Below are 26,943 nucleotides of genomic sequence, written 5' to 3'. Positions count from 1 at the left end.
GGCGGATCTCGGCATGACTGCAGCAAGCTCGTACGATGGCGAAAATGCCGGCCCGAAAAGTCTTCCGGCCCGCATGATTACTGGGGTTTCCGGGGGATTCGCGATCCTCGCCGGGCTCGGGATCACCTTCATGGCACTGGCGACCACCTATGATGTGATCGCCCGATACGGTTTCAACAGCCCGACGATCTGGGCGACCGAGTTATCAACCTACGCGCTCGCGGCGGCGGTCTTCTTCGGCGCCGCCCATACCCATCTTGCCGGCGGGCATGTCCGGGTCGACGTGGTCCTGGCCCGCCTGTCGGCCGATCATCGCCGGGTGCTGAGCCTCGTGGGCGAGTGGATCGCGCTTCTGGTGGTGGCAATCGCCGCCTGGCAGGCCTGTCTGCTGGTGATCTCCGACTTCCGGACCGGGAGCCGCCTGTTCAGCCTCCTCCTGACCCCGGCCTGGATTCCGAAACTGTCGGTCGCAACGGGGCTGCTGGCGCTGGCCGCGGCAATGCTGGTCACGATCGAACAGGCCGGCCCGCGCCGGCGCATGGCCGTGGTCTATCTGCTCTTCGCCGCGACGGCGGGATTGCTGATCGCCATGGGCCAGCGCCCGCCGCTGATTCCCGGAACCCGGTTCGATTATGGCAGCCTGGCACTGGCGGCAAGCGTCCTGACCGGCGCCGCCGTCGCCAGCGGGTTCCGCGTCTTCATCGGCGTGGCGCTGCTGGTCGCCCTCGGCTCGATCGGCCTGGTGCTGGCGCGGATGAGCGGCTTCGACTGGATGATCGCGGCCCTCGCCATTCTCATCATCGGCGCGCTGGCGCTCGGTATCCGGATCGCCTTCGCGCTCAGCTTCTGCGGCATCTGCGCGATCTATTTCGTGACCCCCGTGCCGTTCCCCGCCACGATCGCTGAGCGCGCCTGGAACTCGGTGAACAGCTTCGCGCTGACGGCCGTGCCGATGTATGTGCTCATGGGCGCCCTGCTCGTCCGCAGCGGTCTCAGTCGTGAACTCTTCGCGGTGGCGGCGCGCCTGCTCGCGCGCCTGCCGGGCGGCCTCGCCCACGCCGGCATTGCCGGATGCGCGATCTTCTCCGCCGTCTCCGGATCGAGCGTCGCAACGGCAGCGACCATGGGCAAGGTGGCCTGCCCGGAAATGACCGAGCGGGGCTACGACCCGCGGCTCGCCTACGGCACCATCGCCGCCGGCGGCACGCTCGGGATCCTCATTCCGCCGAGCGTCCCGCTGATCATCTACGGCATTACCGTCGGGGTCCCGATCACCGGGCTGTTCATGGCCGGGATCATGCCCGGGATCCTGATGGTCGGCGCCTTCTCGCTCCTGATCGCCCTGTGGGCGACGCTCGACCGCAAGGCCGCGCCGATGCTGCCGAAGAGCCGGCATTTGCCGCTGAACCGCGACAGCCTGATCGATACCGGGATCGTCATCGGGCTCGTCTTCATGATCATTTTCTCGCTCTATGGCGGTGTCGCGACGCCCAGCGAGATCGGCGCCCTGGGCGCGATCCTGGCGCTGATCGCCTGCCTGCTGCGCGGCCGCATGACGGTGACGGCGCTGCGCGAGGCAATCGCCGAGACGGTGCTCGTGACCTCGTTCATCCTGCTGATCGTGGTCGGCGCCAATATCCTGACCTTCGGCTTCGACTTCCTGAGGGTCTCGGAGCGGCTGATGTCGACCGTGCTGGATGCAGACCTCAACCGCTGGGTCGTGCTTGCGATCATCCTGGCGATCTTCCTCGTCCTCGGGATGTTTCTCGATTCGATTTCGATGCTCGTACTGACCCTGCCGGTGATCTTCCCCCTGTCGCAGCAGTTCGGCTTCGACCCGATCTGGTTCGGCATCATCCTCGTCATCATGGCCGAGATCGGGCTGATCACGCCGCCGGTCGGCATGAACCTGTTCATCCTGCAGGGGCTGGGCGGGAACGTGACCTTGCGCCAGATCGCGGTCGGCACGCTGCCCTTCATCGGCGCCATGCTGGTGACGGTGCTGTTGCTGTGCCTGCTGCCGGGAATCGCGCTCTGGCTACCCAACAGTTGAGCGCGCTGTCCGGTCAGGCGGCCCGGATCGCTAGCCGAAGACCGGGCGGCGCTTCGCCAGGAACGCCGCGTAGCCTTCCCTGAAATCGGGCCCCGAGAAGCTGTCCGAGAAAAGCGCATCCATGTCCGCAGAGGATTCGGCCTGGCGATCCGCCAGCCGGTTGATGATCGCCTTGGCCGCGCGGATCGAGGTCTGCGACAGGGCGGCCAGTCCCTCGGCATAGTCCGCAACCGTCCCGGTCAGCGCCTCCGGCGCCGCGAGCCTGTCGACAAGGCCGATGGCAAGCGCCTCCCCGGCCTCGAGAAGGCGCCCGGAGAAAAGAATGTCCTTGGCGCGTGCGGGGCCGACCTTCTCGACGAGCTGCGCGGTGTCGGCATAGCTGTAGGCCAGCCCCAGGCGGGCCGGGGTGATGCCGAAACGGGCATCGGTCGCGGCGAACCGCAGATCGCAGGCGAGTGCCAGACCGCATCCGCCGCCGACGCAGACGCCATCGACGACGGCGATCGTCGGTCGCGGCAGGTCGCGGAGCCGCGCCTGTGCGCGACGGACCCGGGCATTGTAGTCCGCCGTGCTTTCGGGCGTCGCATAGACGTCGGCGAATTCGCCGATATCGGCGCCGGCGGAAAAGGCCTTTCCGCCCGCTCCCCGGACCAGCAGGACGCGGATGGATTCGTCTGCCTCCACCCGCTCGGCCACGGCCTCGATCGCCGTCCACATTGCCAGCGAGAGCGCATTGCGCCTTTCCGGCGCGTTGATCTCGAGCAGGGCGACGCGAGAGGGCATCAGGCGCAACGCGCCATCAGCAAATGTCACCCATCCGTCCGTCGGTTCCACCGTGCGCTCCCGTGTTCGAATGCCGTCAATTTGTCCGGACAAGATCGGCGCGGGCCTCTCGAAGTCAAGCGACTTTTGTCGGCGCGGGAGTAAACTCGGGCTTGACAAACCCTCCCCGCTCCGATGAATTTGTCCGGACAAATCATATGCGGCTCGCATGATGGCGCCGGTTCCGGATGGATGTCCTTACCACGGGGCGGGCGCTCTCGATCTTGCATAAGCGGAGTGCTCACGAATGAACCGATCGTTCACCTGGCCGAATGATGCGCGCCTGGCCATGTCCTTCGTCATCAACATCGAGGAAGGCTCGGAAATGTCGACCGCGCGGGGCGACAAGGGGCCGGAACCGGTGGACGAACTCGGCGTCGCGCTCAAGGCGCCGATCCGGAACTATGTGAACGAAAGCAACTACCAGTACGGCGTGCGGGCCGGCGCCGCCCGAATTTTCGGCGCCTTCGCGAAGCATCGGATCGCGACCACGGTGACCGCGGCTGCCATGTCGCTCGAGAACGCGCCCGAACTGGCGACGATGATCACCTCGGGCGGGCACGAGACCTGCAGCCACGGCTGGCGCTGGATCCACCAGTTCTCCTACGACGAGGCACGCGAACGCGAGTTCATCGACAAGGCGGTCAAGAGCATCGAGGCAACGACCGGGACCCGGCCCTATGGCTGGCTGTCGCGCTATCTCCATACCGACCGCACCCATCGCCTGCTGGTCGAGGCCGGCTTCGAGTACCACATGGACGACCTGTCGGACGACACCCCGCGCTGGCAGCTGGTCGAGACGTCCGACGGGTTGAAGCCGCTGGTCATCGTCCCCTATGCCCTCGATACCAACGACATGAAGTTCTGGCTGGCGCCGGGCTACACGCCGGCGCAGTGGCTGGAATACGCGGTCGCCACCTTCGACCGGCTCTACGAGGAAGGCGCCGACGGTCCGAAGATGATGTCGCTCGGCCTGCATCTGCGCATCATCGGCCGGCCTGGCCGTATCGCCGCGCTCGAGCAGTTCATCCAGCATGTCGTGAGCCATCAGGACGTCTGGTGCGCGCCGCGCCTCGACATCGCCCGGCATTTCGCCGCCCAGGTCCCTGCCCCGACCTCGGAGGCCGTTCATGGCTGACGCCAATCCGCTGGACAGGGTTGCCGACCATGTCGTCTCGACCGGCTACGAAGCCCTGCCGCCGGCGGTCACGGCCCGGGTCAAGACATTCCTGCTCGATACGATCGGCGTCGGAATCGCCGGCTCGTCTGGCGCCGGTATCGCCGAACTGAAACAGGTCGCCGCCGGCTGGGGGAACAGCGACGAAGCACGCGTCTGGCTGACCGGCGAACGGCTGCCGGCCCAGGCGGCGGCAATCGTCAACGCCTACCAGACCCATTGCCTGGAATTCGACTGCGTGCACGAGGCCGCCGTCCTGCATCCGATGGCGACCATTCTGTCCGCCGTCATGGCCTGGAGCGAACGGGCCCGCGCCCGTGGCGGGAAGGTCGACGGAAAGAGCCTGATCACGGCCCTCGCACTTGGCGTCGACGTCTCGACCATGCTCGGCGTCGTCACCGATGCGCCGCTCGAATTCTTCCGCCCCGCGACGGCCGGCGGGTTTGGCGCGGTCACTGCCATCGGCAAGATCGCCGGCTTCGACCGACTCACGCTCAAAAACGCGCTCGGCGCGCAATATTCGCAGACCAGCGGCACCTTGCAGCCGCATGTCGAAGGATCGCCGCTGCTCGGCATGCAGGTTGGCTTCAATGCCCGCGCGGCCATCGTTTCGGCCGACATCGCGCAAGCCGGGTTCCGCGGCCCGCACGATATCCTGACCGGCCAGTACGGCTATTTCCGGCTCTTCGAACAGAACCGCTACGATCTCGAGCCGTTCCTGGCGCGCCTCGGCGAAGACTGGCAGATGCTGGAAATGTCGCACAAGCCGTTCCCCAGCGGACGGCTGACGCATGGGACGATCGATGCCCTGCGCCAGTTGATCGCCCGGCACGGCTTCTCCGCCGACGACGTCGCCGGGGTCACCTGCCATGTTCCGCCGCTGGTTCACAGGCTGGTCGGGCGTCCGCTGACCGACGCCCCGGAAGCGAACTATGCCAAGCTCTGCCTGCGCTTCGTCGCCGGGGTCTTTCTCGCCAGGGGCCGCGTCGACGTCCCCGATTTCATGGGACGCGCCGCACTGACCGATGCGGATGTCCACCGCTACGCCCGACTCGTCGACGTGAAGCTCGACGCCAATCCCGACGCCAACGCCATGAACCCGCAGACCGTCGAGGTGACGCTCCGGGACGGCCGGAATCTGCAGATCACGCTGCCGTTCGCCTACGGCCATCCGGCCGCGCCGCTGAGCCCGGCGGAAAATGTCGACAAGTTCCGTCGCTGCGCCGGCTACGGCAGCCGACCTCTTCCCGCGCCGAAAGTCGATGCGCTGATCGATGCCGTCGACCGGCTCGAGACCCTCGACGACGTCGCCACACTCGTCGATCTCACGCAGGCGGACGAACGGTCGTGAACAGTCACAGCCCCGCGCCCCGGTCGATCACGCACGACAACGGCAAATCCGCTTCCGGCCGCCCCGTGAGGGCACGCAGGTCCCTGCTCTTCGCGCCCGGCGACCGCGAGGAAGTCCATGCCAAGGCATTGGCGGCGGGACCCGATATCGTCTGCATCGACCTCGAGGACGCCGTCGCGCCGACCCGCAAGGCGATCGCCCGCGACATCGCCGTGCCGTTCCTCCGCGCCGACCCGCGTGTCGAGCGGGCATTGCGCATCAACTCGCCGCGCTCGGCGGAAGGTCTGCGCGATCTGCTCGCCGTGATCGCGGCCCGGCCCGACGCCGGCGTGATCTTCCTGCCCAAGGTGGCGACCGCCGACGAGGTCCGCTGGGTCGACGATCTGTTGTCGGAGTCCGGACTGTCGCTCGGCCTTGGCGTGCTGATCGAGAGCGTCGAGGGCCTCGAGAATGTCGTTCCCATCCTCTCGGCAAGCCCGCGCATCGTGTTCGCCATGTTCGGCGGCGCCGACCTCTCGGCGGAACTCGGCGTCGAGATCAGCGAGACACCGCTGCTCTATGCACGTTCGCGCGTTGTCCACGCCGCCAAGCTCGCGGGAATCGACGTCCTCGACGTTCCGAGCCTGGCCTTCCGCGACGAGGCGGTGGTCCGCGCCGACGCCCGGCATGCCAAGGCGCTGGGCTTTACCGGCAAGGGCGTGATTCACCCGTCCAACGTCGCTGTCGTGAACGCGACCTTCAGTCCGACCCCGGACGAGGTCGCCGCCGCAGAGCGGGTCATGGAAGCCTATCGCGCGAGCGAGACGGGTCTCGCGGTGGTCGACGGGAAGCTCGTTGAACGCCCGGTCATTCGCGCCATGGAGCGAATTCTCGCGCTCCACGGCATCGGTCAAACAGATGAAAAGAAGTGAAGAATCAAATGGTGAAGACCAGCAAGGAAGTTGCGCCCAACCGTTACCGTGAAAGCTTCGGACGCTTTTTCGAGGATTTCACCGTCGGGGACGTCTACGAGCACCGGCCCGGCCGGACGATCACCGAAACCGACAATACCTGGTTCACGCTTCTGACGATGAACACCCACCCCATGCATTTCGACGCCGAGTACGCCAAGCACAGCGAGTTCGGCCGCTGCATCATCTGCTCGCCCCTCACCGTGGGAATCATGGTCGGGATGAGCGTGACCGATGTCAGCCAGAAGGCGATTGCCAATCTCGGGTGGAAGGAAATCAGGATGACCTTCCCGCTGTTCGCCGGCGACACCCTGACATCCGAGTCGGAAGTTCTCGACAAGCGCGAAAGCAAGTCGCGCCCGAATGCCGGTATCGTCAGCATCAAGACGACGGGCTTCAACCAGGACGGCAAGGTCGTGTGCGAGTTCGAGCGCTCGATGCTGATCGCCAAGCGTGGCTATGACGTCGAGGAAAAGGCGGGATACTGACCCCGCCGCGGAAGGATGAATGCCATGACAGATGACAACAGCGCGACGTCCGGGCTCTCCCCGGAAGACCAGATGATCCTCGATTCGATCGACAAGTGGCTCGAACGCGAGGTGCGCCCCCATGTCCGCGCCCTCGACCACGCCGACGAATATCCCATCAAGATGGTCGAGCAGATGAAGGAACTCGGCCTGTTCGGCGCGACGATCCCGGTCGACTACGGCGGGCTCGGCCTGTCGGCGACCACTTACGCGATGATCATCGAGCGGATCGCCGCGGTCTGGATGTCGCTGTCGGGGGTCCTGAACAGCCATCTGATCATGGCCGCCTGCGTCAACCGCTCCGGCACCGAGGAGCAGCGCAGCCGCTTCCTGCCGCGCTTCGCCACCGGCGAGATCCGCGGCGGCCTCGCCCTGACCGAGCCGGACGCCGGTACCGATCTTCAGGCGATCCGGACGCGGGCGGTGCGCGACGGCGACGACTACGTGATCAATGGCACCAAGACCTGGATCACGAACGGCATCTACGGCAGCTGCTTCGCGCTGCTCGTCAAGACCGACCCCGATGCCGAGCCGCGCCACAAGGGCATGTCGATGTTCATCGCCGAGAAGCACGAGGGCTTCCGCGTTTCCCGCAAGATCGAGAAGCTCGGCTACAAGGGCGTCGACAGTGCCGAACTGATTTTCGACAATTACCGCATATCCGCCGAGAACCTGATCGGCGGCGAAGAGGGGCGCGGCATGCAGGCCGCGCTGTCCGGCCTGGAACTCGGGCGGATCAACATCGCTGCGCGCGGCTGCGGCCTCGCCTCGGCGGCCCTGATGGAAAGCCTGAAATACGCCCAGGAGCGCAAGACCTTCGGCAAGCCGATCGCGCAGCACCAGGCGATCCAGCTCAAGCTCGGCGAGATGTCGACGCGGCTGCGCGCGGCCAAGCTCCTCACCTATGACGCGGCACGTGCCTACGACCGTGGTGAGCGCTGCGACATGGAAGCGGGCATGGCGAAGTATTTCGCGTCGGAAGCGGCGGTCGCCAACTCGCTCGAGGCGATGCGTATCCACGGCGGTTACAGCTATTCGAAGGAATACAACGTCGAACGCTATTTCCGCGACGCGCCACTGATGTGTATCGGCGAAGGGACCAACGAGATCCAGCTGATGATCATCGCCAAGCAGATGCTGGAAAGGTACCCGGCGTAATGACGGGGACGTCCGCGAACGAGCCGGCCAGGGGCGCACTGCCGCTGGCCGGCATTCGTGTCATTGCCGTCGAGCAGTATGGGGCGGGCCCGTTCGGGACGCTTTACCTCGGGGACATGGGCGCCGAGATCATCAAGATCGAACCGCCGGCCACCGAGCGATCGCCCGGCGGCGACAGCGCGCGCCAGGCCGGCGCCCATTTCCTGGGCGACAACGAGAGCCAGTTCTTCCAGGCCTTCAATCTCGGCAAGAAGAGCATGCAGCTCGACATCAAGTCGGCCGAGGGACGGGCGATCTTTCACCGCCTCGTCGGCACCGCCGACGCGGTGGTCAATAACCTGCGGGGCGATCTGCCCGACAAGCTCGGCCTGACCCACGCGACGCTCGGCGACATCAAGCCCGGAATCATCTGCGCCCATCTGTCCGGTTACGGCCGCACCGGTGAACGCGCCAACTGGCCGGCGTACGACTATCTGCTCCAGGCGGAAGCCGGCTTCATGGCGCTCACCGGCGAGCCGGGCCAGGTTCCGACTCGCATGGGCCTGTCCGTCGTCGATTACCTGACCGGCATCACGACCGCCTTCGCGATGACCGCCGCGCTGCTCGGCGCCGCGCGCACGGGCAAGGGCCGCGATATCGACGTCACGCTCTACGACGTGGCCATGCATCAGCTTACCTATCCGGCGACCTGGTATCTGAACGCCGGCGAGGCAACCGGACGCCGGCCGCGCTCGGGCCACCCGTCGGCGGTCCCCTGCGAGCTGTTCCCGACCCGGGACGGCCATATCTTCATCATGTGCGTCCAGCAGAAGTTCTGGGAGCGGCTCTGCGCCATCATCGAGCGTCCTGCCTGGCTCGACGATCCGCGGTTCACCACACCGCGTGACCGCTTCGACAATCGCGATCTGCTGGTCGATCACCTGGACGCGCGTCTGGGCGAGAAGACGACGGCGGAATGGATGGCGCTGATGCAGGGTCATCTCCCTGTCGCACCGGTGCTGGACCTGGCCGGCGCGCTGGACAATCCCTATTTCCAGCAGCAAGGCGGCATCCAGACGATCGCCCATCCTCTCAAGGCGGATTTCCGCGCGGTATCGAACCCGATCCGCGTCGACGGCGAGCGGCTCGCCGCCCGGCCGGCGCCGATGCTTGGCGCCGACACGAAGGGCATCCTGAATGAACTCGGTTATGGCGACGCGGAGATCGCGGATCTCCGCGCCCGGAAGATCATCTGAGATGGAACGACCATGAAGCTGGAAGGTATCCGCGTACTCGACCTGTCGCAGTTCCTGCCGGGTCCGATGCTGACCCAGATGATGGGCGATCAGGGCGCCGAGATCATCAAGCTCGAACCGCCGGGAGAGGGCGAACCGGTCCGCCGCGTCGGCTACCGTGCCAACGGCGAGAGCGTCTGGTTCCGCAATACCCATCGCGGGAAGAAGAGCATCGTTCTCAATTTGAAGGACAAGACGGATCGCGAGGCCTTTCTGGCGCTCGCGAAGACCGCCGACGTCCTGGTCGAGGCCTTCAGGCCCGGCGTCATGGACCGGCTCGGCATCGGCTACGATGACCTTCGCGCGATCAATCCCGGCATTGTCTATGTCTCGATATCGGCCTTCGGGCAGGACGGGCCGGACGCGCAACGCCCGGCCCACGACATCGCCATCGAGGCGCTCTCGGGCGTGGTCTCGCTCAACCTGGGGGCCGACGGCAAACCGACCAACCCGCACATGCCCGTGGCGGACATGGCCGGTTCCTACACCGCGCTGGCCGGCGTCCTGATGGCCCTTATCGGGCGCCAGCGGACAGGCCAGGGCGATTATATCGACATCTCCATGCAGGATTCGACGATGGCGTGGCTGCCCAACGTGGTCGGTCCGGTCTTTGCCGAGAACCGGCCGCCGCGGGTCAAGGAGGAACGCTCCTTCGGCGGTTACGCGCTTTACAACACCTACGAAACCGCTGACGACCGATACATCGTACTGGGTGGCGTCGAGAAGAAGTTCGCGGTCAATCTCCTGACCGCCCTTGAGCGGCAGGACCTGATCGAGACTGCCTGCGGCGCGCCCGGCCCCGGCCAGGACCCGGTCAAGGAATTCCTGCGGGCGACCTTCCGTTCACGGACCCGGGATGACTGGGAAGCATGGTTCGCCGGCAAGGATATCTGCTTCGCGCCGGTCCTCGACCTGCACGAGGCGTTTCACCGCGACCATGTCCGACACCGCGAGATGCTGCTCCGTGACGAAGATGGAAATCTCCATATCGGCTGCCCGGTGAAATTCCGCAACGAACCCGCGAAGCTCGATTTCTCATTGCCGCGACTGGGCGCTGATACCGACCATTACGCGCCACGTAAGATCCCGGGAAAGTAGGGACTTCGGGCGGCTAGCTCGACCCTTTCATGCCTTCGCGGCGCAGATGCATCGTGTAGGAGAAGCGCGAGCTCGGGTGATCGCTGATCGAGACGAGGATCAGTTTTCCTTCGCTGCTGACATAGCGCCGCACCATCTGGACCGCGTATTCCCGCTGTGGCACGTCGAGTTTCTTGGCCGCCGCCTTGGTGATCGGCAAGGCCCGGATCTCCTGCTCGACATCGTCGACATTGATCTTGTAGCGGTCCTCGATCAGCGCGTAGATCGCGCTGCCGTGGGATTGCAGTTCGCCGACGATACCGTTGAAGCGGGTGTCGATGAAGACGCGCGTGAAACAGATCGGCCGCTTGCCTTCCCGGTCGGTACGGACGCCTTCCATGTACAGCCAGCTTTCCTCCGCCCGGTCGCCGAAATGGCGGGCGAGCTCGGGCGCGGGCAGGCGTTCCTCGATCAGGTCGAAACTGATCACCGTATCGGACGCATACTCGAACAGTTCGCTCAATGAGCGCATCGTGTGGGCGTAGTTGGTGTATTTCTGGGTCGCGATGATCTGCGTCCCGGAACCCTGCCGACGGGTCACCAGGCCGGCCTCGATCAGCCGGCGCAGCGCCTCCCGCACGGTATAGCGGCTGATCTCGAACTCCTCGCACAGTTCGACCTCGGTCGGCAGCAGTTCACCGAGCTTGTAGACCCCCTCCTCGATGCGCTGCATGAGGATGTTACTCACCTGATAATAGCGCCGCGACTCGCCCCGTGTGGCGGCCTGAGCAGGTGTCGTCTTACCCATCGTTGGTTTCCTTGCGCATCGAACTGTCTCTTCCGTCGGTGGTTATCGTTTTGACTGCCATTCCGCGCGAAGCCAATCTCTAAATGAGGGATTGGCGATGGAGATGAGCGCTTCCGCCCGTTCGTCTATCGATGCATGCCGGAGCCTGGCCACGCCGAATTCCGTGACCACCAGGTCGGCGTCGGCACGCGCCACCGTCACCGGCGCGCCGGCGGCGAGTGTCGGCTGGATCCGGCTGACGGTTCCGCCGCTCGCGGTCGATGGCAGCGCCAGGATCGATTTGCCGCCTTCCGACTGACGGGCGCCGCGGACGAAGTCGACGAGCCCGCCCTGGCCGCTCACCTGGCGCCGCCCCATCATCTCCGCGTTCGCCTGGCCGTACAAGTCCACCTGGAGCACGGAATTGACGGCGGTGAAGCGCGGGATGGCCGCGATCGCGGCCTGGCCATGGGTCACGCCGACCGGCCGAAAGGCGATCCGGGGATAGTCGGTGATCATGCGGTAGAAGTCCGGCGTCCCGAGGGCGACACCGGTGGTGATACCGGCGGAGAAGACACCGTTCCGCAGCGCCGCGGCGATCGGCGTCGAGATCATCCCGCCATGGAAGCCGAGTCCCCGATGGCCGTCGATCCGCTGCAGGATCGCTGCCTGCATCTTGCCCAGGCCGAGCTGCAGCGTATCCCCGGGTTCGATCAACCCGGCGACATGGGCGGCGACGGCCAGCACCGTCTCGTCGAGCGGGCCCGCATCGTAACTGGGCAGATCGGTGTTGACCGCGACGAAACCCTCGAAGCGGTCGACCGGAAGCGTCGGGCCGTCGACCGGATCGGGCATCGCGGGATTGATCAGGGCGACGAGCCGGGCGCCCGCCCGGGCGACAGAGGGAAGGAAATCGACGGTCAGTCCGAACGACACCCTCCCGTCCGGGCGCGGCGGCGGCACCTGCACGAAACCGATATCGACGAAACCCGGCTGCGCGAGAAGACGGTCCAGATCGCTGTAGTGAACGGGCAGATGTCCGACCCGCCCGCCATTCTCCGGCGCCGAGAGCGCCGGCGTCGCGAAGGTCGTCGAGACCCGCGTGCCGCGCCCCAGCGCCGCGTAGTTGCGGACGTTTACTCCCGGGATGAAGGCCCCGATAATATGCACGTCGTGCCAGAGTTCCGGATCGGCCTCGACGGCCTCGAGCACCGCGGCCGGCTCGCCGCAGCACCCGGCTAGGAAGACCGTGTCGCCCGGCTTGACCAGCCTCGCCGCTTCGATAGCCGTCATCATCCGCATAAATGCTTACTCCCCGAATTCCGGTCTTGCGGCTCGCCGCCCTTTCGGTAAATATGTCCGGACAAATTTTCGGGTCAAGTCAATTTCCTGATACAGGAGCGCCATCGCTGTGAACGTGGACGGGCAATCGGCCGGAGTGGTCGAACGGTTGGTGCAGCAGATCGGCCGCCCCGTCGCACCCGACACCCGCGCGCGCGCGGCGCTTCACCTCGTCGACTGGCTGGGCTGCGCCCTCGCCGGCCACGGGAGCGAAGCAGGGGCAATCCTGGCGGATGGGCTCGCCCCCTCGCTGTTCGCCGGGCACGGCCGCCCGCGGCTGGCCGACATGAACGCCCTGGCCTTCGGGCTCGGCGGCCTCGGCAGCATCCTCGAAATGGATGACGTGCACCGCACCGCCCTGCTTCATCCCGGCCCCGTCATCCTGCCGGCCACGCTCGCGGCATCGAACGGTAGGAATGGCATGGCCTTTCTCGACGCCGTGGTGCGGGGCTACGAGGCGATGATCCGGCTCGGCCGCGCGGTCGGACCGGACCATTACGCTTACTTCCACAACACATCAAGCTGCGGCGGGTTCGGCGCGGCGATTGCCGCCGGCAGCCTTCTCGGGCTTTCGCATGAACGACTTGTCTCGGCGGCAGGCAATGCCGTCAGCGTCAGCGGCGGGCTCTGGCAGTGCCGGCACGAACCGGTCATGACCAAGCCCTTTCATTGCGCCGAAGCCTCGCGGAACGGAGCCGCCGCAGCGGCGCTCGCGGACGCCGGCCTGACCGGCCCGCGCTTCATTCTCGAGGGACCGCAGGGCTTCTTCCGGGCGCTGTGCGGTGAAGGCGGCGATCCCGCCGCCGTGCTTGCCGAGCCTGATGCGCCCTGGCAGATCCACGACACCAGTTTCAAACCCTGGCCGGCCTGCCGTCATGCACATCCCGCCATTGACGCCGCCCTCGCACTGCGCGGGAGCACCCCGCTCGACGCCATTGCCGCCATCGAGATCGCGACCTACGGCGACGCGGTGACCTTCTGTGATCGCGCCGAACCGCATACCGAAACGGAAGCCAAGTTCAGTCTCCAGCATTCGGTCGCGGTCGCCCTTGTCGACGGCCCCCCCGCGATGGAGGCCTTCGCCCCGGACGCCCTGGGCCGTGAGCCGGTCGCGGCCCTCCGCCGCCTTGCGACCGTGCAGCGGTCGGCAGCGTTCACCGCCGCGTATCCCCGTCATTTCGGAAGCGCCGTCACCGTGGTGCTCAAGAACGGCCAACGCCTGGAACGGACCATCGACGACGCCTGGGGCGATTCCGAGAATCCGATGTCGCGCGACGCGGTGCTGCGAAAATCCCGCCAGCTGATGGCCCATTCCGGCCTCGACGCCGCGATGGGCGACCGGCTGATCGAAGCGGCGCTCGACCTCGCCGACGATGCCCCGGTTGCGCGCCTCAAGACCCTTCTCGGCGAAGCACTCCGCGCCGCCAGTTAGCCGAACAGGACCGCCCCGTACTGCAGGAAAGTTGTTCAATGTCTCGACCCAACTATTTCGACGCGATGGATTATCCGGGCATCATCCGTGACTACGGGCGACCCGAGAGCTTCGCGGAAGCCTTCCGCGCCTTGTCCCGCGATGCCTTGCGGGCCCGCCAGGAGACCCGTTTCAAGTCGGTCATGGCACGCGCCTGGAAGGTTCCCTTCTATCGCCGCCTCTGGGGCGCGGCGGGAATCGAGCCGGGCGATATCCGGTCCCTCGACGATATCGTCCGCCTGCCGACCTATTCGAAGTCCGACCTGATGCAGTCGGTCGAGGCCCATCCGCCGATCGGCGATTTCGACGGACGCGCGTCCTATGACGAGCAGCATCGCCCGCCGCTCGTTTTCCAGACCACGAGCGGGACCACCGGGAAACCGCAGCCGCTGCTCTACGGGCCGAAGAGCCGCGAGATCCAGAACCTCCTTCTGGCGCGCTTTTACGCCCTGCAGGGCATTACCGGCGATGACGTCATCCACTCGGTCTACGGGCACGGCATGGTCAATGGCGGCCACTATGTCCGCGAAGCCATCCTGCACTGGATCGGCGCTCCCCTGCTCAGTGCCGGCACCGGGGTCGAAACGCGTTCGACGAACCAGGTGACACTGATGAAGGAGTTCCGCGCCACCGCGATCATCGGCTTCGGCGATTACATCAAGCGCCTGTCGGACGTCGCCCGCGAGATGGGGCTGGAGCCGGGCAAGGATCTGCCGATCCGGACGATCTCCGGCCATCTTGGCGCGGAGAGCGCCGAGAGCATGTCGGCGGCCTGGGGCGGGGCCAAGGTGTATGACTGGTATGGCGTTGGCGATACCGGCGCGATCGCCGGCGAAGGCCCCGACCGGTCCGGTCTCTATGTGCAGGAGGACGCGCAGTTCCTCGAGATTCTCGACATCGCCACGGGCGACCCTGTTGCGGACGGCGAGACCGGCGACATGGTCTGCACCTGCCTGTTCAAGGACGATATCTTCCCCATCATCCGCTTCAATACCCATGACGTGTCGCGGTTCCAGACCGACTCGTCGCCGCTCGGGCTCAACCTGCGGCGGATCGCCGGCTTCCTCGGACGCAGCGACAACATGGTCAAGCTGCGCGGCATCAACATCTACCCGACCGGGATCGGCGCGGTCCTGACCGAAGCGCACCCGGAACTGATGAGCGAATATATCTGCGAGGTCGTGCGCCGGGACGGCCGCGACGAGATGGTCGTTCACATCGAAACCCGCGGCGATCTGAATTCCTCCACGACGGCGTTCGAGCAGCTGCTGCGGACCCGCTTCGGGGTCGATATCGGGGTTTCGCTGGCGGCGCCGGGTGCGCTCGCCCCGCTCACCCAGATCGAGATGCGGCAGAAGCCGATCCGCCTGCTCGACAAGCGGGACGCGGAGGCGTGAACGGCGGGCCGATTTCCGCCGGCGCCATGCGCCGGGCGCTGGAACAGGGCGAAACGACCTCGCTGGCGCTGACCCGGACCGCCCTCGAGAGGATCGCCGCCGAGAATCCGCGGACGGCGATCTTCATTTCGGTCCAGGGGGAAGAGGCGCTCGCCGAGGCGGCCCGCAGCGATGCCCGGCGCGAGGCCGGCACGACGCTCGGCCCCGCCGACGGCATTCCGGTCGCGATCAAGGACAACATCGACGTCGCCGGCGTTACCACCACCATGGGCGCGCGCGGCGATGCAACCGCCCCGGCCGGACAGGACGCGACCGTCGTCGCCCGGCTGCGCGCCGCCGGCGCGGTCATCCTCGGCAAGCTCAACCTGCACGAGGGCGCGCTCGGCGCGACCACCGACAACCCGTTCTGGGGCCGTTGCGAGAACCCGGCCGCCCCGGGACATACGCCCGGCGGATCGAGTGGCGGCTCGGGCGCGGCGGTTGCCGGTGGCATCGTCGCTGCGACACTCGGCACGGATACGATGGGTTCGGTGCGCATTCCCGCCGCCTATTGCGGCGTCTGGGGCTTGAAGCCAACACGTGGCCTGATCGGTACCGGCGGGCTCGCCTATCTGTCCTGGACGCTGGACAGCATCGGCCCCCTTGCCGGCAACGCCAACGACCTCGCGCTCTATACTGGTATCCTCGCCGGACCCGACCCGCGTGATGCGGCGAGCGGCACTGCGCCCGCCGGTTGGTCGATGACGCCGGACAACCGCCCGGTCCCGTCCGATATCCGCATCGGCTACCCGGATATCGCGGCGCTCGCCACCTGCGAGGATGCCGTGCTCGAGGCGTTCGAGAGCGTGCTGGAGCGGGCAAGGGAGGCCGGCTACCGGCTGCATAAGGTCTCCGTCGAGGGCTGGGAGCCGGGACGGGCCCGCCGCTACGGCCTGCTGATCAGCGAGGCCGAATGCGGCAGCCTGATACGAAGCAGGATCGAGGCCACGCCCGCCGCCTTCTCCGGGGCCTTCCTCGGCATGCTCGAATATGGTTGCAAGGCGCCAGCGGAGAAGCTTGCGCGCGCCTACTGGGAACTGGATCGACTGCGTCTCGCGGCCCTGGAAACGATGCGCGGCATCGATGTCATGGTCCTGCCGACGGCACCCCAGCGGGCCTTCCCGCACGGCACTCCGGCCCCCGCCAACCAGGCGGATTTCACGGCACTCGCCAATATCGCCGGTCTTCCCGCGGTGGCCTTTCCACTGCCGGCGCCGGACGGCGACAGGCCCTGTTCGGCCCAGCTCGTTGGCCGCCCCTACGGGGAAGCCCGCATTCTCGGCATCGCCGCCGACCTGCATCGCGGACTGCGCTGACGCCCTTCATCTTTCGCGCCGAAACGACAAGGGCTCCGGTCTCTCTCGAGCGCCGGAGCCCTGGCCGCAACAAGTCTTGCGTGCCTTACTGGATGGTCAATCCGGTGACCTCGGCAAGGTGATCGTTGAAGGCGGTCTTGCAGACATCGCCGCAGCGCGCCACCCAACCGGGCAGGACGGCGTTGACCAGCGCTTCCCGCCGCAGTTCGAAATCGGCCTCGCTCGGCTCGACGCGGGTCATGCCGGCCGGCTCACCGAGCGGGCACGGACCCTGCGTGTTGCAGTTGATGCCGATCTCGTTCTCCTTGCGATTGAGGGCCCACATCTCTTCGGAGAGCGCTTCGATCTGCTCGGTCAGGAAGCTGCGAACTGCCGGATCGAGACCGTCCCACCAGGCGGCATTGGCGACGGTCGCGCCGGAGCCGAAATTGATCGGCAAGGTGTACAGATGGCGCGCCGATTCATGCCAGCGCGCGGTATAGCCGCCGAGCGTACCGGTGATGGCGCAGTCGATCACGCCCTGCTCCAGCGCCTGCTGGACCTCGCCGAACGCGACATCGACACCGGACCCGCCGAAGTGATTGATGAAGTCGGCCTGGGAAGCGCCGGAAGAGCGGATGCGCTTGCCCTTGAGATCGGAAAGGCCGGAAATCGGATCGCGGCAATACATGATCTGGCTCTGGTAGGACTGCAGCGCGATCAGGTGCAGTCCGAGTTCCTTCCGGTAGTAATCCGAGAGCGCCGGGAAGAAGGCCACCGAAGCCGCCTTGAACTCGTCGAAGGTCTTCGACAGGCCGGCGAGATCGTTGCCGTCATTGATCGGCGCCGCGCCGGAATGATGGCCGAGCTGGGCAGTGGCGATATTCATCACCCCCTTGCCGAGGAAGCCGAATACTTCCGGCCCCTTCAGCCCCATCTCGTTCCACGGGCGGAAGTTCGCGGTCACGGCACCGTTCGACGCCTTGACGACCCCCTCCTGCCAGAACGGCGCCTCAAGGTTCCGGCTCTGGGTGGTGATGCTCAGGTTGCCGACCACGTTGACGGCCGTCTTCGGCAGATCGGCCGCCAGTAGAGGCGACGCCCCGGTAACGCTGGCGAGTATCGCGGCAGCAAGCAGTCGTTTCATGTACCCAGATCTCCTGTTCTAACTCTGTTCGGTTTTGGAGTATTCAGCCACGCACCGCGGCGGGCAGCCACGAGGCGAGTTCGGGAAAGGCGAGCAGCAATCCGATGAGGCAGAGCATCATCAGAAGGAACGGCAGTGAGCCGATGGTGACGTCGCGGAACGGGCCTTCGCTGCGAACCGACTGGACGACGAAGAGGTTGACACCGATCGGGGGCGTGATCAGGGCCGCCTCGATCAGCACCATGAACAGGACACCGAACCACAGCGGGTCGTAACCGAGCGCCACGATGATCGGCACCACGATCGGCGTCGTCGCGATCATCAGCGACAGGGTCTCCATGAAGCATCCGAGCACCAGGTATGTGGCGATCAGGATCAGCATCACGACGATCGGCTGAAGCGCGAGACTGCCCACGAAGTCGCGGATCTGGCCGGACAGGCCGATGCTCACCATGACGAAATTCACCAGCAGCGCGGCAATCACGATGAGCATCACCATGCAGGTGGTCTTCATGGTCCGCTCGAAAGCGTGCATCAGCAGCGCCACGGTCAGGCGGCGACGCATGGCGGTCAGGATGACTGCGCCGAGAAAGCCGAGCCCTGCCGCCTCGGTCGGGGTCGCGATCCCCAGGTAGATCGAGCCGACCATCAGGATGAACAGCATCAGTGGCGGCAGCAGCGCCGGCAGGCCGGCAATCCGCTCGCGCCAGCTTGTCGGGATTTCCCGGTTACCGCCGAGCCCGGGCCGGAGCGCACAGAGGACCAGCACCATCAGCGAGAACAGCGCGGCAAGCAGCAGCCCCGGAATGAGACCCGCGAGATAGAGACGGCCGATCGAGACTTCGGCTAGGACGCCGTAGATGATCATGTTGATCGACGGTGGAATCAGGATGCCGAGCGTCCCCCCGGCGGCGATCGAGCCCAGGAACAGCGGCGGATGATAGCCGCCCGCCTTCATCTGCGGGATTGCTACCGTTCCGATCGTCGCGGCAGACGCAACCGAAGAGCCCGATGTCGCGGAGAACAGCGCACTCGACGCGATATTGGTGTGCAGCAGCCCGCCCGGAACCCGCCGGACCCAACGGTCTATGGCGTCATACATGTCGTGCGCGATGCCGGACCCGAGCAGCAGTTCGCCGGTCAGGATGAAGAGCGGCACCGCGATCAGGGCAAAGTTCGTCGATCCGCCCCACAGCATCTCGCCGAGCGCCGGCAGCAACGGAAAGAAGGAATAGAAATGATCGAGCGTGAGCGCCAGCGCGGTCAACGCCACGGCGACAGGCAGCCCGAGCGCCAGCAGGCCGAACAGGACGACAATCAGTACGACAACCATCAGCCCCGCCCTTGGCCCGAGGCCTCGGCAACCTCGCTGCCCGCCTCTTCCGCCGCACTGCTGAGACCGGCGATGCGGTCGGCCTCGTCGAAGGCACGCCGCGACAAAAGCATCCCGTGCTGGACCGTCAGCAGGATGGCGCTGAGGGTAAAGGCCGTCAGCCCGAGCGCCCAGGCCATCTGCGGGATGTAGAGAGGAACGGCGAGGGCGGAATTCGACATCACCCCGCGCCCGAGATTGTCCAGCGCGAGGCTCCAGGCATGGAAGGCGAAGAACATCGCCAGCGCGGCGAGGTTCAACAGGGCGAGCGAGTCGAGAACACGACGAACGGCCACCGGAAACAGCCTGTAGATGACATCGATACGGATGTGCGCGCCGGTCAGTGCCGTATGGGCGAAGCCGAAAGTGACCGCCGCACCGAACAGATAGATGCTGATCTCGAAGGAGTTGAAGACCGTCTGATTGATCAGGTTGCGCGCCACGACGTCGCCGGACACGAGCACGGCAATCAGCACGATCAACGCGCCCCCGACGCGGGCGAACCATATCGAACAGGTCCAGGCGAGCGTCTCTATCATGGTTTTCGGTGGCATTTGGTACGTGCCTTCATCCCTGACGGTTCACGCGAGAACGATAGGGACGCGACCCGACACCGTCAATGTATTTGTCCGGACAAATTGCATCCGCACGAGGCGAATTGCGCGAGGTGCTGACAGGCGGATCACCGCTCGCCCGCACCCGGCGCGGTCCAGCCCATGAACATGTTTCGAAAGTTGTCAGCCTCGAGCAGGCCAAGCGCCTTGAGTGCGTGTCGGTACAGCACGGTGTTCGCCACCAGAACCGGAAGGCCCAGCCAGTCGCAGGCTTCACGCGCCAGACCTGCCATCGGCAGATTCGTACCCACCTGGACGATCGCCTCCGGTTTCGCATCGGCCAGCTCGTGCAGGGCCGCGATAAGTTGCCGGCGCGGCACCATCGCGGTTTCCACCGGGCTCCCGCAGCGCAGTCCGACCGTCCTGACGACGTCGAAGCCGGACTGGGTGAAGAACCCGGTTGTCCGATCGTCGCCGACCGGTTGGTAAGGCGTGAGAATGGCGATCCGTCGCAGGCCGGACTCGTGCAACAGATCGACCAGCGCGTCAGCCGCCGCACTGACGCCGACCCCGAGCGCCGCGCGCAGGCTATCGGTCGCCCGGCGGCCGGCGTCCGCCCCGTCCCAGAAGGTTTCCGTCGACAGCCCGAGAACCAGGTGGTCGGGAGCGCACGACATGACACTCTCGATGGCCGCGTCCTGCGACTTGAGCAGCGCGGCAACGAGCGCCTCGAAATCCGCGTTCGAACGCAACGGGGTATTCGCGATCGCCATCCGGGCGACGTGATTGGTCACGCCGACCGGGCGCATGTCGTCCAGTTCCGGCTGCACGACAGTATTGGTCGACGGAACGATGATGCCGATCTTGGCACGATGTCCGAGCGTATCGGATAGGTTCAACGGCTGATCTCCTGCAGCGGGAATTCGTGTATTCGGCGGGAACTCGCCCGTAGCGCGCGATCGGGGGAAAGCCGCCTCACGACAGCATGCCCGGCAGCCAGAGCGCGAGCGGCGGCAGGAACAGGCAGGCCAGCATGACGCCGTACTGGATGCCGATGAACGGCAGCAGCTCGCGCACCAGTTCCCCGATCCGCACCTCAGTCATGGCGGAAACCACGAACAGAAGCGTTCCGACCGGCGGGGTGAGCAGACCGACGACCATGTTGAGGACGAAGAGAATGGCGAAGTGAAGCGGATCGACACCGAACTCGCTGGCCAGCGGTGCCAGTACCGGGACGAGCATCACGTAGGCGGCATTGGGCTCCAGGAACATGCCGACGATCATCAGCGCGCCCATCATGAAGACCAGGAAGATCACCCGGCTGTCGGTGAAGGCGAGCGCGAAGTCGGCCAGCCGCTGGGGCAGCAGGTCGATCGTGAAAAGGTAGGTAATCGTCGCCGCGAAGGCGATGATGACACCGATGATCGCGGTGGTGATGGCCGACCGCAGCAGGCAGCCGGGCAGATCGGCGAGCTTCAACGTACGGGTCACGAACAGCCCGACGACGAGCGAGTAGACGACCGCGATCGCGCCGCCCTCCGTCGCCGTGAACATCCCGCCGACGATTCCGCCGATCACGATCACCGGGAGCAGCAGGACCGGCAGGGCCGTCCAGAAACCCCGGACGAGGCGTACCAGGGTCAGTCGGTCGCCGGTCAGAGGCAGCCCCCGGCGATGGGCGATGATCGCGATCGTGAGCATCATCAGCACGCCGATCATCAGCCCCGGTATGACGCCGGCCATGAAGAGCGAACGGACCGAGACCCCCGGCGCCAGCGTCGCATAGATGATCATCGCGGTGGACGGCGGCAGGATCGGCCCGAGATTGGCCGACGCGGCGATGACCGCCGCCGCGAAGGGACCGTTGTATTGCTTGGCGACGGGGCGATAGAGGACCGAGGTCAGCGCCGTCGCGTCGGCGATCGCCGCGCCCGAGACCGAGGCCATGCCCATACCGGCGCCAACGGTCACCTGGGCGAGGCCGCCGCGAACCCGCCCGATCAGGATGTTCGCGAAGTCGATCAGCCGGCCGATGATCCCGCCCGACACCATCAGTTCCCCGGCCAGCATGAAAAAGGGAATGGCCATGAGCGGGAAGGAATTGACCGAGAACATCGCCCGCTGGGCGAGGATGCGCAGCGGCAGGTCGGCGATGACCAGGCCGGCGAACCCGGCGATCCCGAGCGCGAAGGCGAGCGGTACGCCGAAGATGGCAATGACGAGAAAGAGCCCGATGATGATGCCGCTCATGGCGCGGGGCTTTCGACGGCGCGGGAGAGCATCGCCTCAACAGCGCCCACGGCGAGGTGGAACGCAGTCAGGACCGCGCCGATCGTGAGCGGCAGGTGGAACAGACCGGCATTGCCGGGCATGCTGTTCAAGGGCCGATGCCAGTTCGCCACCACGAACTCCCAGTTCACGACCGCCAGCAGGAGCATGAGGCTGATGCCGGCGGACCGCGTGACCAGCGCGAGGATCAGACCGGACCGGAAATGCGCTTTCAACAGATCAGGAAGCAGCCGGATGGCGACTTCCTTGCCACTCGCCGCGGCCAGCGCCAGGCCGAGAAAAACGACCCAGACGAACAGCAGCCGCGACAGCTCGCTGGCGAAAATCAGCGACGAGGCGAAGACGTATCGCATCACCACTTCGAGCGACACGACGAAGACCATGACCGCCATCATGGCGATCACGGCCCACTCGTTCGCCTGCCTCAGCCGGCGGCTCAGGACGTTGAGCCAGGCCGGCAGGGCTTGGGGCCTGGCTGTCAATTTCCCGAGGCCCGATCGATCGCGGCGAGGAACTCGTCGACATACGCTTCGCCGATCTGGGTGCGCATCTTCTGATAGACCGGGGCAACGGCCTCGCGGAACAGCGCCCGCTGCGCGTCGGTCAGTTCGGTGATCTGCATGCCGAGTTCGGCGAGATGCCGCTTGTGCTCGCCATCCTCGCTGGCGGCGATTTCCCGCTGGCGAAGCGTCGTCGCCCTGGCGGCGGCGGCAATGGCGTCCTGCACCTCCTGCGGGAAACCGGCCATGACATTCTCCGACGCGACGAAAAGAATGACGTCGAAGAAATGCGCCGTGTCGGTCACGTACTGCTGACTTTCATAGATCTTGTACAGATCGATGACGGCGTAGGGATTCTCCTGACCATCGACGACCTTCTGCTCCAGCGCGGCGAACAGTTCGCTGGCATCGAGCGCCACCGCATTGGCGCCGAGCGTCCGGAAGGTCTCCATATGGATCGGATTCGGCTGCAACCGGATCGACATCCCCTTGAGATCATCCGGCGTGGTGACCGGCTTGGCCGAATTGGTGACATGCCGGAAGCCGAGTTCCATGACCCCGAGCAAACGGAAGCCTTCCGCCTTCAGCTTCTCGGCCAGGAGATCGCGCACGCTCCCGTCGAGGACCTCGAAGGCGACTTCCCGGGAGGGAAAGGCGAAGGGAAGATTGAGCGCGCCCAGCTCGGCGACATAGGAATTGAAATAGGCCGACGAGATATAGGCGCCGAAGATGGTGCCATCGCGGGTCTGCTGGATGATCTCCTCGGCGGAGCCGAGCTGCAGGCCGGGAAAATTCTGGACCTTGAAGTCCATGCCGTCGATTTTCCCGAGGGCCGGCGTAAAGATCTCCTCGACGGCCTTGGCGCTGGAATGACCGGCCTGGAAACCCGATCCGAGACGCAGCGTTTCGGCGGACGCGGGCAGCGCCACGAGCATCGCCGCGGCAACGACCCCACTAAGACGAAAATGTCCCATCTATCGACACCCTCTGTATTTCCATGATTGTCGGATGCCGGCGGCGACCTCGTTTCTTCGGTATCAACCGCCGACAGCATTATTTGTCCGGACAAATTGTCAGCCGAAATACAACCTGTCAAGGGTGATCGCAACGCACATATTATCGGAGTGCGACGCGGGACGATGCGCGGCCACCGTAACTGCCGCATAGTCACGCTTGAGTGATCGCGCAGTTTTTCCCATGCCGCTGTCGGACGGAATACCCACCTCGGGAGGATGCCCGACGTCGACGTCCGTCGCCGTCGACGTCACCGCCAGGAGTGGATGCCAATGCCCCTTGCAAAGCCGGTTTCGATGATCGTCTTCGATGTGAACGAAACACTGCTCGACATCACCACGCTCGAGCCCCTCTTCCAGCGCGTCTTCGGCAGTGGGACAGTGCTCAGGGAATGGTTCGCGCAACTGATCCTCTATTCCCAGACCATGACCCTGTCGGGCCTCTATACGCCGTTCGGCGCACTGGCGGTCGGAACCCTTCGCATGGTCGCGGATACCCGCGGCGTATCGGTCGGCGACGACGACGTCGAGGAACTGAAGGCGCGCATGGCGGCGATGCCGGCACATGCGGACGCCGCACCCGCCCTGGACCGGTTGCGCGAGGCAGGCTTCCGGCTGGTGACGCTGACGAACTCGGCAGGCGGCGAATCGCCGACGCCGCTCGAGCGCGCCGGGCTGGGGGAGTTCTTCGAACGCTCCTTCAGCGTCGAGGCGGTCCGGAAATTCAAGCCCGCGCCCGAGACCTACCGTCTTGTCGCCGGGGAAATGGGCGTCGCGACATCGGAACTATGCCTCGTCGCCTGTCACCTTTGGGATACGATCGGCGCACAGGCCGCCGGTTGCCGCGGCGCACTCGTCACGCGGCCGCTCAATGCCGTTCTCCCCGCGGCCGACGTCCCGATGCCGGACCTTGTGGCGCCGGATCTGGGTGCGCTCGCCGGGAAGATCGCCGGCCACTGGCGACCCTCGTAAGCCGGGGCCGGCCGACACGGCGCCTGGCCCGATCGCTGCGACGCCGCAGTCTCAGGCGTTGATGATCGCCTTCAGGAATTGCTGGGTCCGGGGCGATTTCGGCGCGGTGAAGAACGATTGCGCCCGGTCGTGCTCGACGATGCGGCCCTCCTCGAGCAGCATCGCCCAATCGGCGACGTTCTTTCCGAAGCCGATCTCGTGGGTGACGACGATCATCGTCACGTTGCCCTGCTGCTTCAGATCGCCGATCACCCCCAGAACTTCTTCCTTCTTCTCGGGGTCGAGCGCGGATGTCGGCTCGTCGAACATCAGCAGGTCGGGCTTCATCGCCAGCGCCCGCGCGATCGCAACGCGCTGGCGCTGTCCGCCGGACAACTCGAACGGATAGGCGGCGCGCCGTTCGGTCAGCCCGACCAGTTCAAGCAGTTCGTCGGCCTGCCGGGTGGCCTCGGCATTGCTCATCTTCCGCACGCGCTTGGGCGCCAGGGTCAGGTTCTGCAGCACCGTCATGTGCGGGAACAGGTTGAAGTTCTGGAAGACCAGCCCGGTGCCATCCCGCGCGGTTTCCCGGACACGGGCGTTCGAAAGATCGATTTCCCTTTCGCCGATCCGCAGCGTGCCCGTCTCGACCGGCTCGAGCCCGTTCAGGCAGCGCAGCAGCGTGCTCTTGCCGCAACCACTCGGCCCGCAGATGACCATGGTCTCGCCGCGCTCGACCTCGAACGAGACGTCGCGAAGGATCCGGTCCTCGCCGTACGACTTGGACAGGTTGCGGACAGTCAGAAATGCCTCGGCCGCCATTATACGCTTTCCCATTTTCGCAGTCGTTCCAGCCGCCTCATCGCCAGCGTGAAGCTCAGGATGAGCGCCACGTAGATCACCGCCGCCCCGGTATAGAGTTCGAGGGGACGGAAGAACTGGACCGTGAGCTCCTGCGCCCGGAACATCACTTCCGGCACGGCGATGAGCACCGTGACCGTCACGTTCTTGATGATGGTGATGTGAACATTGGTGAGCGCCGGCAATGTCGAGAAGAAGCCCTGCGGGATGATCACGTAGCGCAGGATATCGAACTTCGACAGGCCAAGCGACCAGGCCGCCTGACGCTGGGTACCCGGAATCGCCTGCAGGCCGCCGCGGAACGCCTCGCAGGCGAGCGCGCTGCCATTCATCGACAACGCGAGAATGCTGCTCTCCGTCGACGATAGGGAGAGGCCGGTCAGGATCGGCAGCACATAGTGGATCCAGATCAGCAGCACGACCACAGGCAGCGTGCGGAAGACATCCACATAGGCCGCGCCGACAACCCGCAAAATCCTGACCGGCGACAGGTGCATGGCCGCGAGGATCATGCCGACGACGGTCGCAATCAGGATGCTCGGGAAGGCGATGACGATGGCGTACCAGACACCGCCCGCCAGGTAGTCCCCGTAATTGAACAGGATTCCAAAGTCGAACTTGTAGTTCATGCGCGCCCGCTCTCTCCCACGCCGCCTGTGCCAGTCAAGTCGCGGACGCAGCCAAGAAGGACGGCTGCGCCCGCGCTCGCGTCAGCGATTCAGTTGGGGCCGGTCGCCAGGGACGCCGGCATGCTCCACTTGTCGGCCAGCTGACCGTACCAGCCGCGCAGGCGCATCGCGCGGATATAGGTGTTCAGGAACAGAAGAAGATCCTGGTCCTCGTAGCGGACCGCGTGGTTCAGGCTGTTCCATTCGGTCTGATCGGCGGCAAACTCGACCAGGCGCAATTCCTCACGCTCCGCCGCCCGCTTCGTGTTCGAGATGGAATCGCCCAGATAGGCGGCCGCCGAACCGTTCATTACCTCCAGAACGGCCGCTCCGGTATCGCTGAACGAGGCCACTTCCGCCTTGTCGAACACGCGCTCCGCGAAGCGGTGGGCGCTGGTTCCGGAAACGACGGCGATCCGGTTACCCTTCTGGTTCAGGTCGTCACGGCTGTTCGCCTTGCTGTCCGCACGGACCACGGCGACATGGGACAGGAAGCCCCAGCCTTCCGTGAAGGCGACGGCCTTGGCGCGCTCCGGCGTTGCCCCCATGCCGGTCATGATGACGTCCCACTTCCCGGCTTGCAGGCCGGCGATCAGGCCGCTCCAGGTCGTGTTGACCAGTTCGACCTGGATCCCGGTCAGTTCGGACAGCATCTTGATGTCGTCGACGATCAGACCTTCGAACTCGTCCGTCGACGGATTCTTGGCGACGAAGCCGTTCCACGGCGCCACGCCCACGACCATCTTGTTCTCCGACATGATCCTGTCGAAGGTCTCGCCCGCCACTGCGGCGGTTGCGGTCGAGGCGACGCAGATCGCCATCGCCATTCCGGCCAGTTTCTTGAACATGTTGCTCCCCTTTTTCTCGTT

25 protein-coding genes are annotated in these 26,943 nt (G+C 65.7%); 12 read left to right on the top strand and 13 right to left on the bottom strand.

Features of this window, described 5'->3' with window-relative positions:
• The first annotated feature begins 13 nt into the window (after positions 1–13).
• On the top strand, positions 14–2,053 hold the full coding sequence (locus tag OCH7691_RS19070; RefSeq protein ID WP_085885199.1) for a TRAP transporter large permease subunit: 2,040 nt from the start codon (positions 14–16) through the stop codon (positions 2,051–2,053).
• Positions 2,054–2,083: 30 nt separating this feature from the next.
• Here the strand turns inward: OCH7691_RS19070 and OCH7691_RS19065 are convergent, their stop codons facing one another.
• Positions 2,084–2,887 carry an enoyl-CoA hydratase-related protein gene (locus tag OCH7691_RS19065; RefSeq protein ID WP_217808151.1) on the bottom strand — a complete coding sequence of 268 codons (804 nt, stop codon included), beginning with the start codon at positions 2,885–2,887 and terminating at the stop codon, positions 2,084–2,086.
• Between the two features lie 235 nt (positions 2,888–3,122).
• Between OCH7691_RS19065 and OCH7691_RS19060 the strand changes: the two genes are divergently transcribed.
• The 7 genes from OCH7691_RS19060 (at position 3,123) to OCH7691_RS19030 (ending at position 10,410) form a co-directional block, all read left to right on the top strand.
• Positions 3,123–4,013 (top strand): polysaccharide deacetylase family protein, encoded by an 891-nt coding sequence (locus tag OCH7691_RS19060; protein ID WP_085885198.1) that lies wholly within the window; start codon positions 3,123–3,125, stop codon positions 4,011–4,013.
• Complete coding sequence (locus OCH7691_RS19055; protein ID WP_085885197.1) at positions 4,006–5,403, top strand: MmgE/PrpD family protein; 1,398 nt, start codon at positions 4,006–4,008, stop codon at positions 5,401–5,403. The genes OCH7691_RS19060 and OCH7691_RS19055 overlap by 8 nt, the downstream gene beginning before the upstream one ends.
• Positions 5,404–5,468: 65 nt before the next feature.
• Complete coding sequence (locus OCH7691_RS19050; protein ID WP_217808150.1) at positions 5,469–6,314, top strand: HpcH/HpaI aldolase/citrate lyase family protein; 846 nt, start codon at positions 5,469–5,471, stop codon at positions 6,312–6,314.
• Positions 6,315–6,322: 8 nt separating this feature from the next.
• Complete coding sequence (locus tag OCH7691_RS19045) at positions 6,323–6,841, top strand: MaoC family dehydratase (RefSeq protein WP_085885196.1); 519 nt, start codon at positions 6,323–6,325, stop codon at positions 6,839–6,841.
• Positions 6,842–6,865: 24 nt separating this feature from the next.
• Complete coding sequence (locus OCH7691_RS19040; RefSeq protein WP_085885437.1) at positions 6,866–8,038, top strand: acyl-CoA dehydrogenase family protein; 1,173 nt, start codon at positions 6,866–6,868, stop codon at positions 8,036–8,038.
• Positions 8,038–9,273 carry a CaiB/BaiF CoA transferase family protein gene (locus tag OCH7691_RS19035; protein WP_085885195.1) on the top strand — a complete coding sequence of 412 codons (1,236 nt, stop codon included), beginning with the start codon at positions 8,038–8,040 and terminating at the stop codon, positions 9,271–9,273. The genes OCH7691_RS19040 and OCH7691_RS19035 overlap by 1 nt, the downstream gene beginning before the upstream one ends.
• 12 nt (positions 9,274–9,285) lie before the next feature.
• On the top strand, positions 9,286–10,410 hold the full coding sequence (locus tag OCH7691_RS19030) for a CaiB/BaiF CoA transferase family protein (protein ID WP_085885194.1): 1,125 nt from the start codon (positions 9,286–9,288) through the stop codon (positions 10,408–10,410).
• A 13-nt stretch (positions 10,411–10,423) separates the two neighbouring features.
• Here OCH7691_RS19030 and OCH7691_RS19025 read toward each other — a convergent pair whose 3' ends face one another.
• Both OCH7691_RS19025 and OCH7691_RS19020 read right to left on the bottom strand, forming a co-directional pair.
• Positions 10,424–11,197 (bottom strand): GntR family transcriptional regulator, encoded by a 774-nt coding sequence (locus OCH7691_RS19025; protein ID WP_085885193.1) that lies wholly within the window; start codon positions 11,195–11,197, stop codon positions 10,424–10,426.
• Between the two features lie 42 nt (positions 11,198–11,239).
• Entirely contained in the window at positions 11,240–12,478 is a 1,239-nt protein-coding gene (locus tag OCH7691_RS19020; RefSeq protein ID WP_085885192.1) for an acetyl-CoA hydrolase/transferase family protein, read from the bottom strand.
• Between the two features lie 109 nt (positions 12,479–12,587).
• On the opposite strand from OCH7691_RS19020, the gene OCH7691_RS19015 reads away from it, so the two are divergent.
• From OCH7691_RS19015 to OCH7691_RS19005, 3 genes are read left to right on the top strand one after another with little or no spacing between them, the layout of a single operon-like run.
• The gene (locus tag OCH7691_RS19015; RefSeq protein WP_176245166.1) at positions 12,588–13,949 is read left to right on the top strand and encodes an MmgE/PrpD family protein; all 1,362 of its coding nucleotides are present in this window, start codon (positions 12,588–12,590) and stop codon (positions 13,947–13,949) included.
• A gap of 38 nt (positions 13,950–13,987) precedes the next feature.
• Positions 13,988–15,385 carry a phenylacetate--CoA ligase family protein gene (locus OCH7691_RS19010; RefSeq protein WP_085885191.1) on the top strand — a complete coding sequence of 466 codons (1,398 nt, stop codon included), beginning with the start codon at positions 13,988–13,990 and terminating at the stop codon, positions 15,383–15,385.
• The gene (locus tag OCH7691_RS19005; protein ID WP_085885190.1) at positions 15,382–16,740 is read left to right on the top strand and encodes an amidase; all 1,359 of its coding nucleotides are present in this window, start codon (positions 15,382–15,384) and stop codon (positions 16,738–16,740) included. The genes OCH7691_RS19010 and OCH7691_RS19005 overlap by 4 nt, the downstream gene beginning before the upstream one ends.
• An 85-nt stretch (positions 16,741–16,825) precedes the next feature.
• On the opposite strand, the gene OCH7691_RS19000 is transcribed toward OCH7691_RS19005, so the two are convergent.
• The 7 genes from OCH7691_RS19000 to OCH7691_RS18970 all read right to left on the bottom strand — a co-directional run bounded on the left by OCH7691_RS19000 (position 16,826) and on the right by OCH7691_RS18970 (position 23,555).
• On the bottom strand, positions 16,826–17,866 hold the full coding sequence (locus OCH7691_RS19000) for a TRAP transporter substrate-binding protein (protein ID WP_085885189.1): 1,041 nt from the start codon (positions 17,864–17,866) through the stop codon (positions 16,826–16,828).
• Between the two features lie 43 nt (positions 17,867–17,909).
• Positions 17,910–19,199, bottom strand: a complete 1,290-nt coding sequence (locus OCH7691_RS18995; protein WP_085885188.1) for a TRAP transporter large permease — start codon at positions 19,197–19,199, stop codon at positions 17,910–17,912.
• Entirely contained in the window at positions 19,199–19,792 is a 594-nt protein-coding gene (locus OCH7691_RS18990) for a TRAP transporter small permease subunit (protein ID WP_085885187.1), read from the bottom strand. The genes OCH7691_RS18995 and OCH7691_RS18990 overlap by 1 nt, the downstream gene beginning before the upstream one ends.
• Before the next feature lie 128 nt (positions 19,793–19,920).
• The gene (locus tag OCH7691_RS18985; protein ID WP_085885186.1) at positions 19,921–20,691 is read right to left on the bottom strand and encodes a maleate cis-trans isomerase family protein; all 771 of its coding nucleotides are present in this window, start codon (positions 20,689–20,691) and stop codon (positions 19,921–19,923) included.
• A gap of 76 nt (positions 20,692–20,767) precedes the next feature.
• Positions 20,768–22,042 (bottom strand): TRAP transporter large permease, encoded by a 1,275-nt coding sequence (locus OCH7691_RS18980; protein WP_085885185.1) that lies wholly within the window; start codon positions 22,040–22,042, stop codon positions 20,768–20,770.
• On the bottom strand, positions 22,039–22,476 hold the full coding sequence (locus OCH7691_RS18975; RefSeq protein ID WP_245826621.1) for a TRAP transporter small permease: 438 nt from the start codon (positions 22,474–22,476) through the stop codon (positions 22,039–22,041). The genes OCH7691_RS18980 and OCH7691_RS18975 overlap by 4 nt, the downstream gene beginning before the upstream one ends.
• A gap of 83 nt (positions 22,477–22,559) precedes the next feature.
• Positions 22,560–23,555, bottom strand: coding sequence for a TRAP transporter substrate-binding protein (locus OCH7691_RS18970; protein WP_085885183.1), 996 nt, complete (start codon positions 23,553–23,555; stop codon positions 22,560–22,562).
• Between the two features lie 312 nt (positions 23,556–23,867).
• Between OCH7691_RS18970 and OCH7691_RS18965 the strand changes: the two genes are divergently transcribed.
• Positions 23,868–24,566 (top strand): haloacid dehalogenase type II, encoded by a 699-nt coding sequence (locus OCH7691_RS18965; RefSeq protein ID WP_085885182.1) that lies wholly within the window; start codon positions 23,868–23,870, stop codon positions 24,564–24,566.
• 51 nt (positions 24,567–24,617) lie between these two features.
• On the opposite strand, the gene OCH7691_RS18960 is transcribed toward OCH7691_RS18965, so the two are convergent.
• From OCH7691_RS18960 to OCH7691_RS18950, 3 genes are all read right to left on the bottom strand, one after another.
• A complete protein-coding gene (locus OCH7691_RS18960) occupies positions 24,618–25,367 on the bottom strand; it encodes an amino acid ABC transporter ATP-binding protein (RefSeq protein WP_217808149.1) in 750 nt (249 codons plus the stop codon).
• Positions 25,367–26,035 carry an amino acid ABC transporter permease gene (locus tag OCH7691_RS18955; RefSeq protein WP_085885180.1) on the bottom strand — a complete coding sequence of 223 codons (669 nt, stop codon included), beginning with the start codon at positions 26,033–26,035 and terminating at the stop codon, positions 25,367–25,369. The genes OCH7691_RS18960 and OCH7691_RS18955 overlap by 1 nt, the downstream gene beginning before the upstream one ends.
• 89 nt (positions 26,036–26,124) lie before the next feature.
• Positions 26,125–26,922: a transporter substrate-binding domain-containing protein gene (locus tag OCH7691_RS18950; protein WP_085885179.1), complete on the bottom strand. Its 798-nt coding sequence runs from the start codon at positions 26,920–26,922 to the stop codon at positions 26,125–26,127.
• Positions 26,923–26,943: the final 21 nt, after the last annotated feature.

Origin of the sequence: Oceanibacterium hippocampi (assembly GCF_900172325.1) — a bacterium.
In the GTDB taxonomy this organism is placed as follows: Bacteria; Pseudomonadota; Alphaproteobacteria; order Sneathiellales; family Sneathiellaceae; genus Oceanibacterium; species Oceanibacterium hippocampi.
The sequence above is the reverse complement of the archived record's forward strand: the minus strand, read 5'-3'. Positions and strand labels throughout refer to the sequence as shown.

Bases quoted from the DNA above. Each gene is read 5' to 3' on its own strand.
- OCH7691_RS19060 (WP_085885198.1), top strand. From the start codon at position 3,123: ATGAACCGATCGTTCACCTGGCCGAATGATGCGCGCCTGGCCATGTCC.
- OCH7691_RS18995 (WP_085885188.1), bottom strand. From the start codon at position 19,199: ATGGTTGTCGTACTGATTGTCGTCCTGTTCGGCCTGCTGGCGCTCGGG.
- OCH7691_RS18955 (WP_085885180.1), bottom strand. From the start codon at position 26,035: ATGAACTACAAGTTCGACTTTGGAATCCTGTTCAATTACGGGGACTAC.
- OCH7691_RS19035 (WP_085885195.1), top strand. From the start codon at position 8,038: ATGACGGGGACGTCCGCGAACGAGCCGGCCAGGGGCGCACTGCCGCTG.
- OCH7691_RS19070 (WP_085885199.1), top strand. From the start codon at position 14: ATGACTGCAGCAAGCTCGTACGATGGCGAAAATGCCGGCCCGAAAAGT.
- OCH7691_RS18975 (WP_245826621.1), bottom strand. From the start codon at position 22,476: ATGATGGCGGTCATGGTCTTCGTCGTGTCGCTCGAAGTGGTGATGCGA.
- OCH7691_RS18965 (WP_085885182.1), top strand. From the start codon at position 23,868: ATGCCCCTTGCAAAGCCGGTTTCGATGATCGTCTTCGATGTGAACGAA.
- OCH7691_RS18980 (WP_085885185.1), bottom strand. From the start codon at position 22,042: ATGAGCGGCATCATCATCGGGCTCTTTCTCGTCATTGCCATCTTCGGC.
- OCH7691_RS19010 (WP_085885191.1), top strand. From the start codon at position 13,988: ATGTCTCGACCCAACTATTTCGACGCGATGGATTATCCGGGCATCATC.
- OCH7691_RS19030 (WP_085885194.1), top strand. From the start codon at position 9,286: ATGAAGCTGGAAGGTATCCGCGTACTCGACCTGTCGCAGTTCCTGCCG.
- OCH7691_RS18950 (WP_085885179.1), bottom strand. From the start codon at position 26,922: ATGTTCAAGAAACTGGCCGGAATGGCGATGGCGATCTGCGTCGCCTCG.
- OCH7691_RS19045 (WP_085885196.1), top strand. From the start codon at position 6,323: ATGGTGAAGACCAGCAAGGAAGTTGCGCCCAACCGTTACCGTGAAAGC.
- OCH7691_RS18990 (WP_085885187.1), bottom strand. From the start codon at position 19,792: ATGCCACCGAAAACCATGATAGAGACGCTCGCCTGGACCTGTTCGATA.
- OCH7691_RS19040 (WP_085885437.1), top strand. From the start codon at position 6,866: ATGACAGATGACAACAGCGCGACGTCCGGGCTCTCCCCGGAAGACCAG.
- OCH7691_RS19025 (WP_085885193.1), bottom strand. From the start codon at position 11,197: ATGGGTAAGACGACACCTGCTCAGGCCGCCACACGGGGCGAGTCGCGG.
- OCH7691_RS18970 (WP_085885183.1), bottom strand. From the start codon at position 23,555: ATGGGACATTTTCGTCTTAGTGGGGTCGTTGCCGCGGCGATGCTCGTG.
- OCH7691_RS18960 (WP_217808149.1), bottom strand. From the start codon at position 25,367: ATGGCGGCCGAGGCATTTCTGACTGTCCGCAACCTGTCCAAGTCGTAC.
- OCH7691_RS19000 (WP_085885189.1), bottom strand. From the start codon at position 17,866: ATGAAACGACTGCTTGCTGCCGCGATACTCGCCAGCGTTACCGGGGCG.
- OCH7691_RS19020 (WP_085885192.1), bottom strand. From the start codon at position 12,478: ATGCGGATGATGACGGCTATCGAAGCGGCGAGGCTGGTCAAGCCGGGC.
- OCH7691_RS19055 (WP_085885197.1), top strand. From the start codon at position 4,006: ATGGCTGACGCCAATCCGCTGGACAGGGTTGCCGACCATGTCGTCTCG.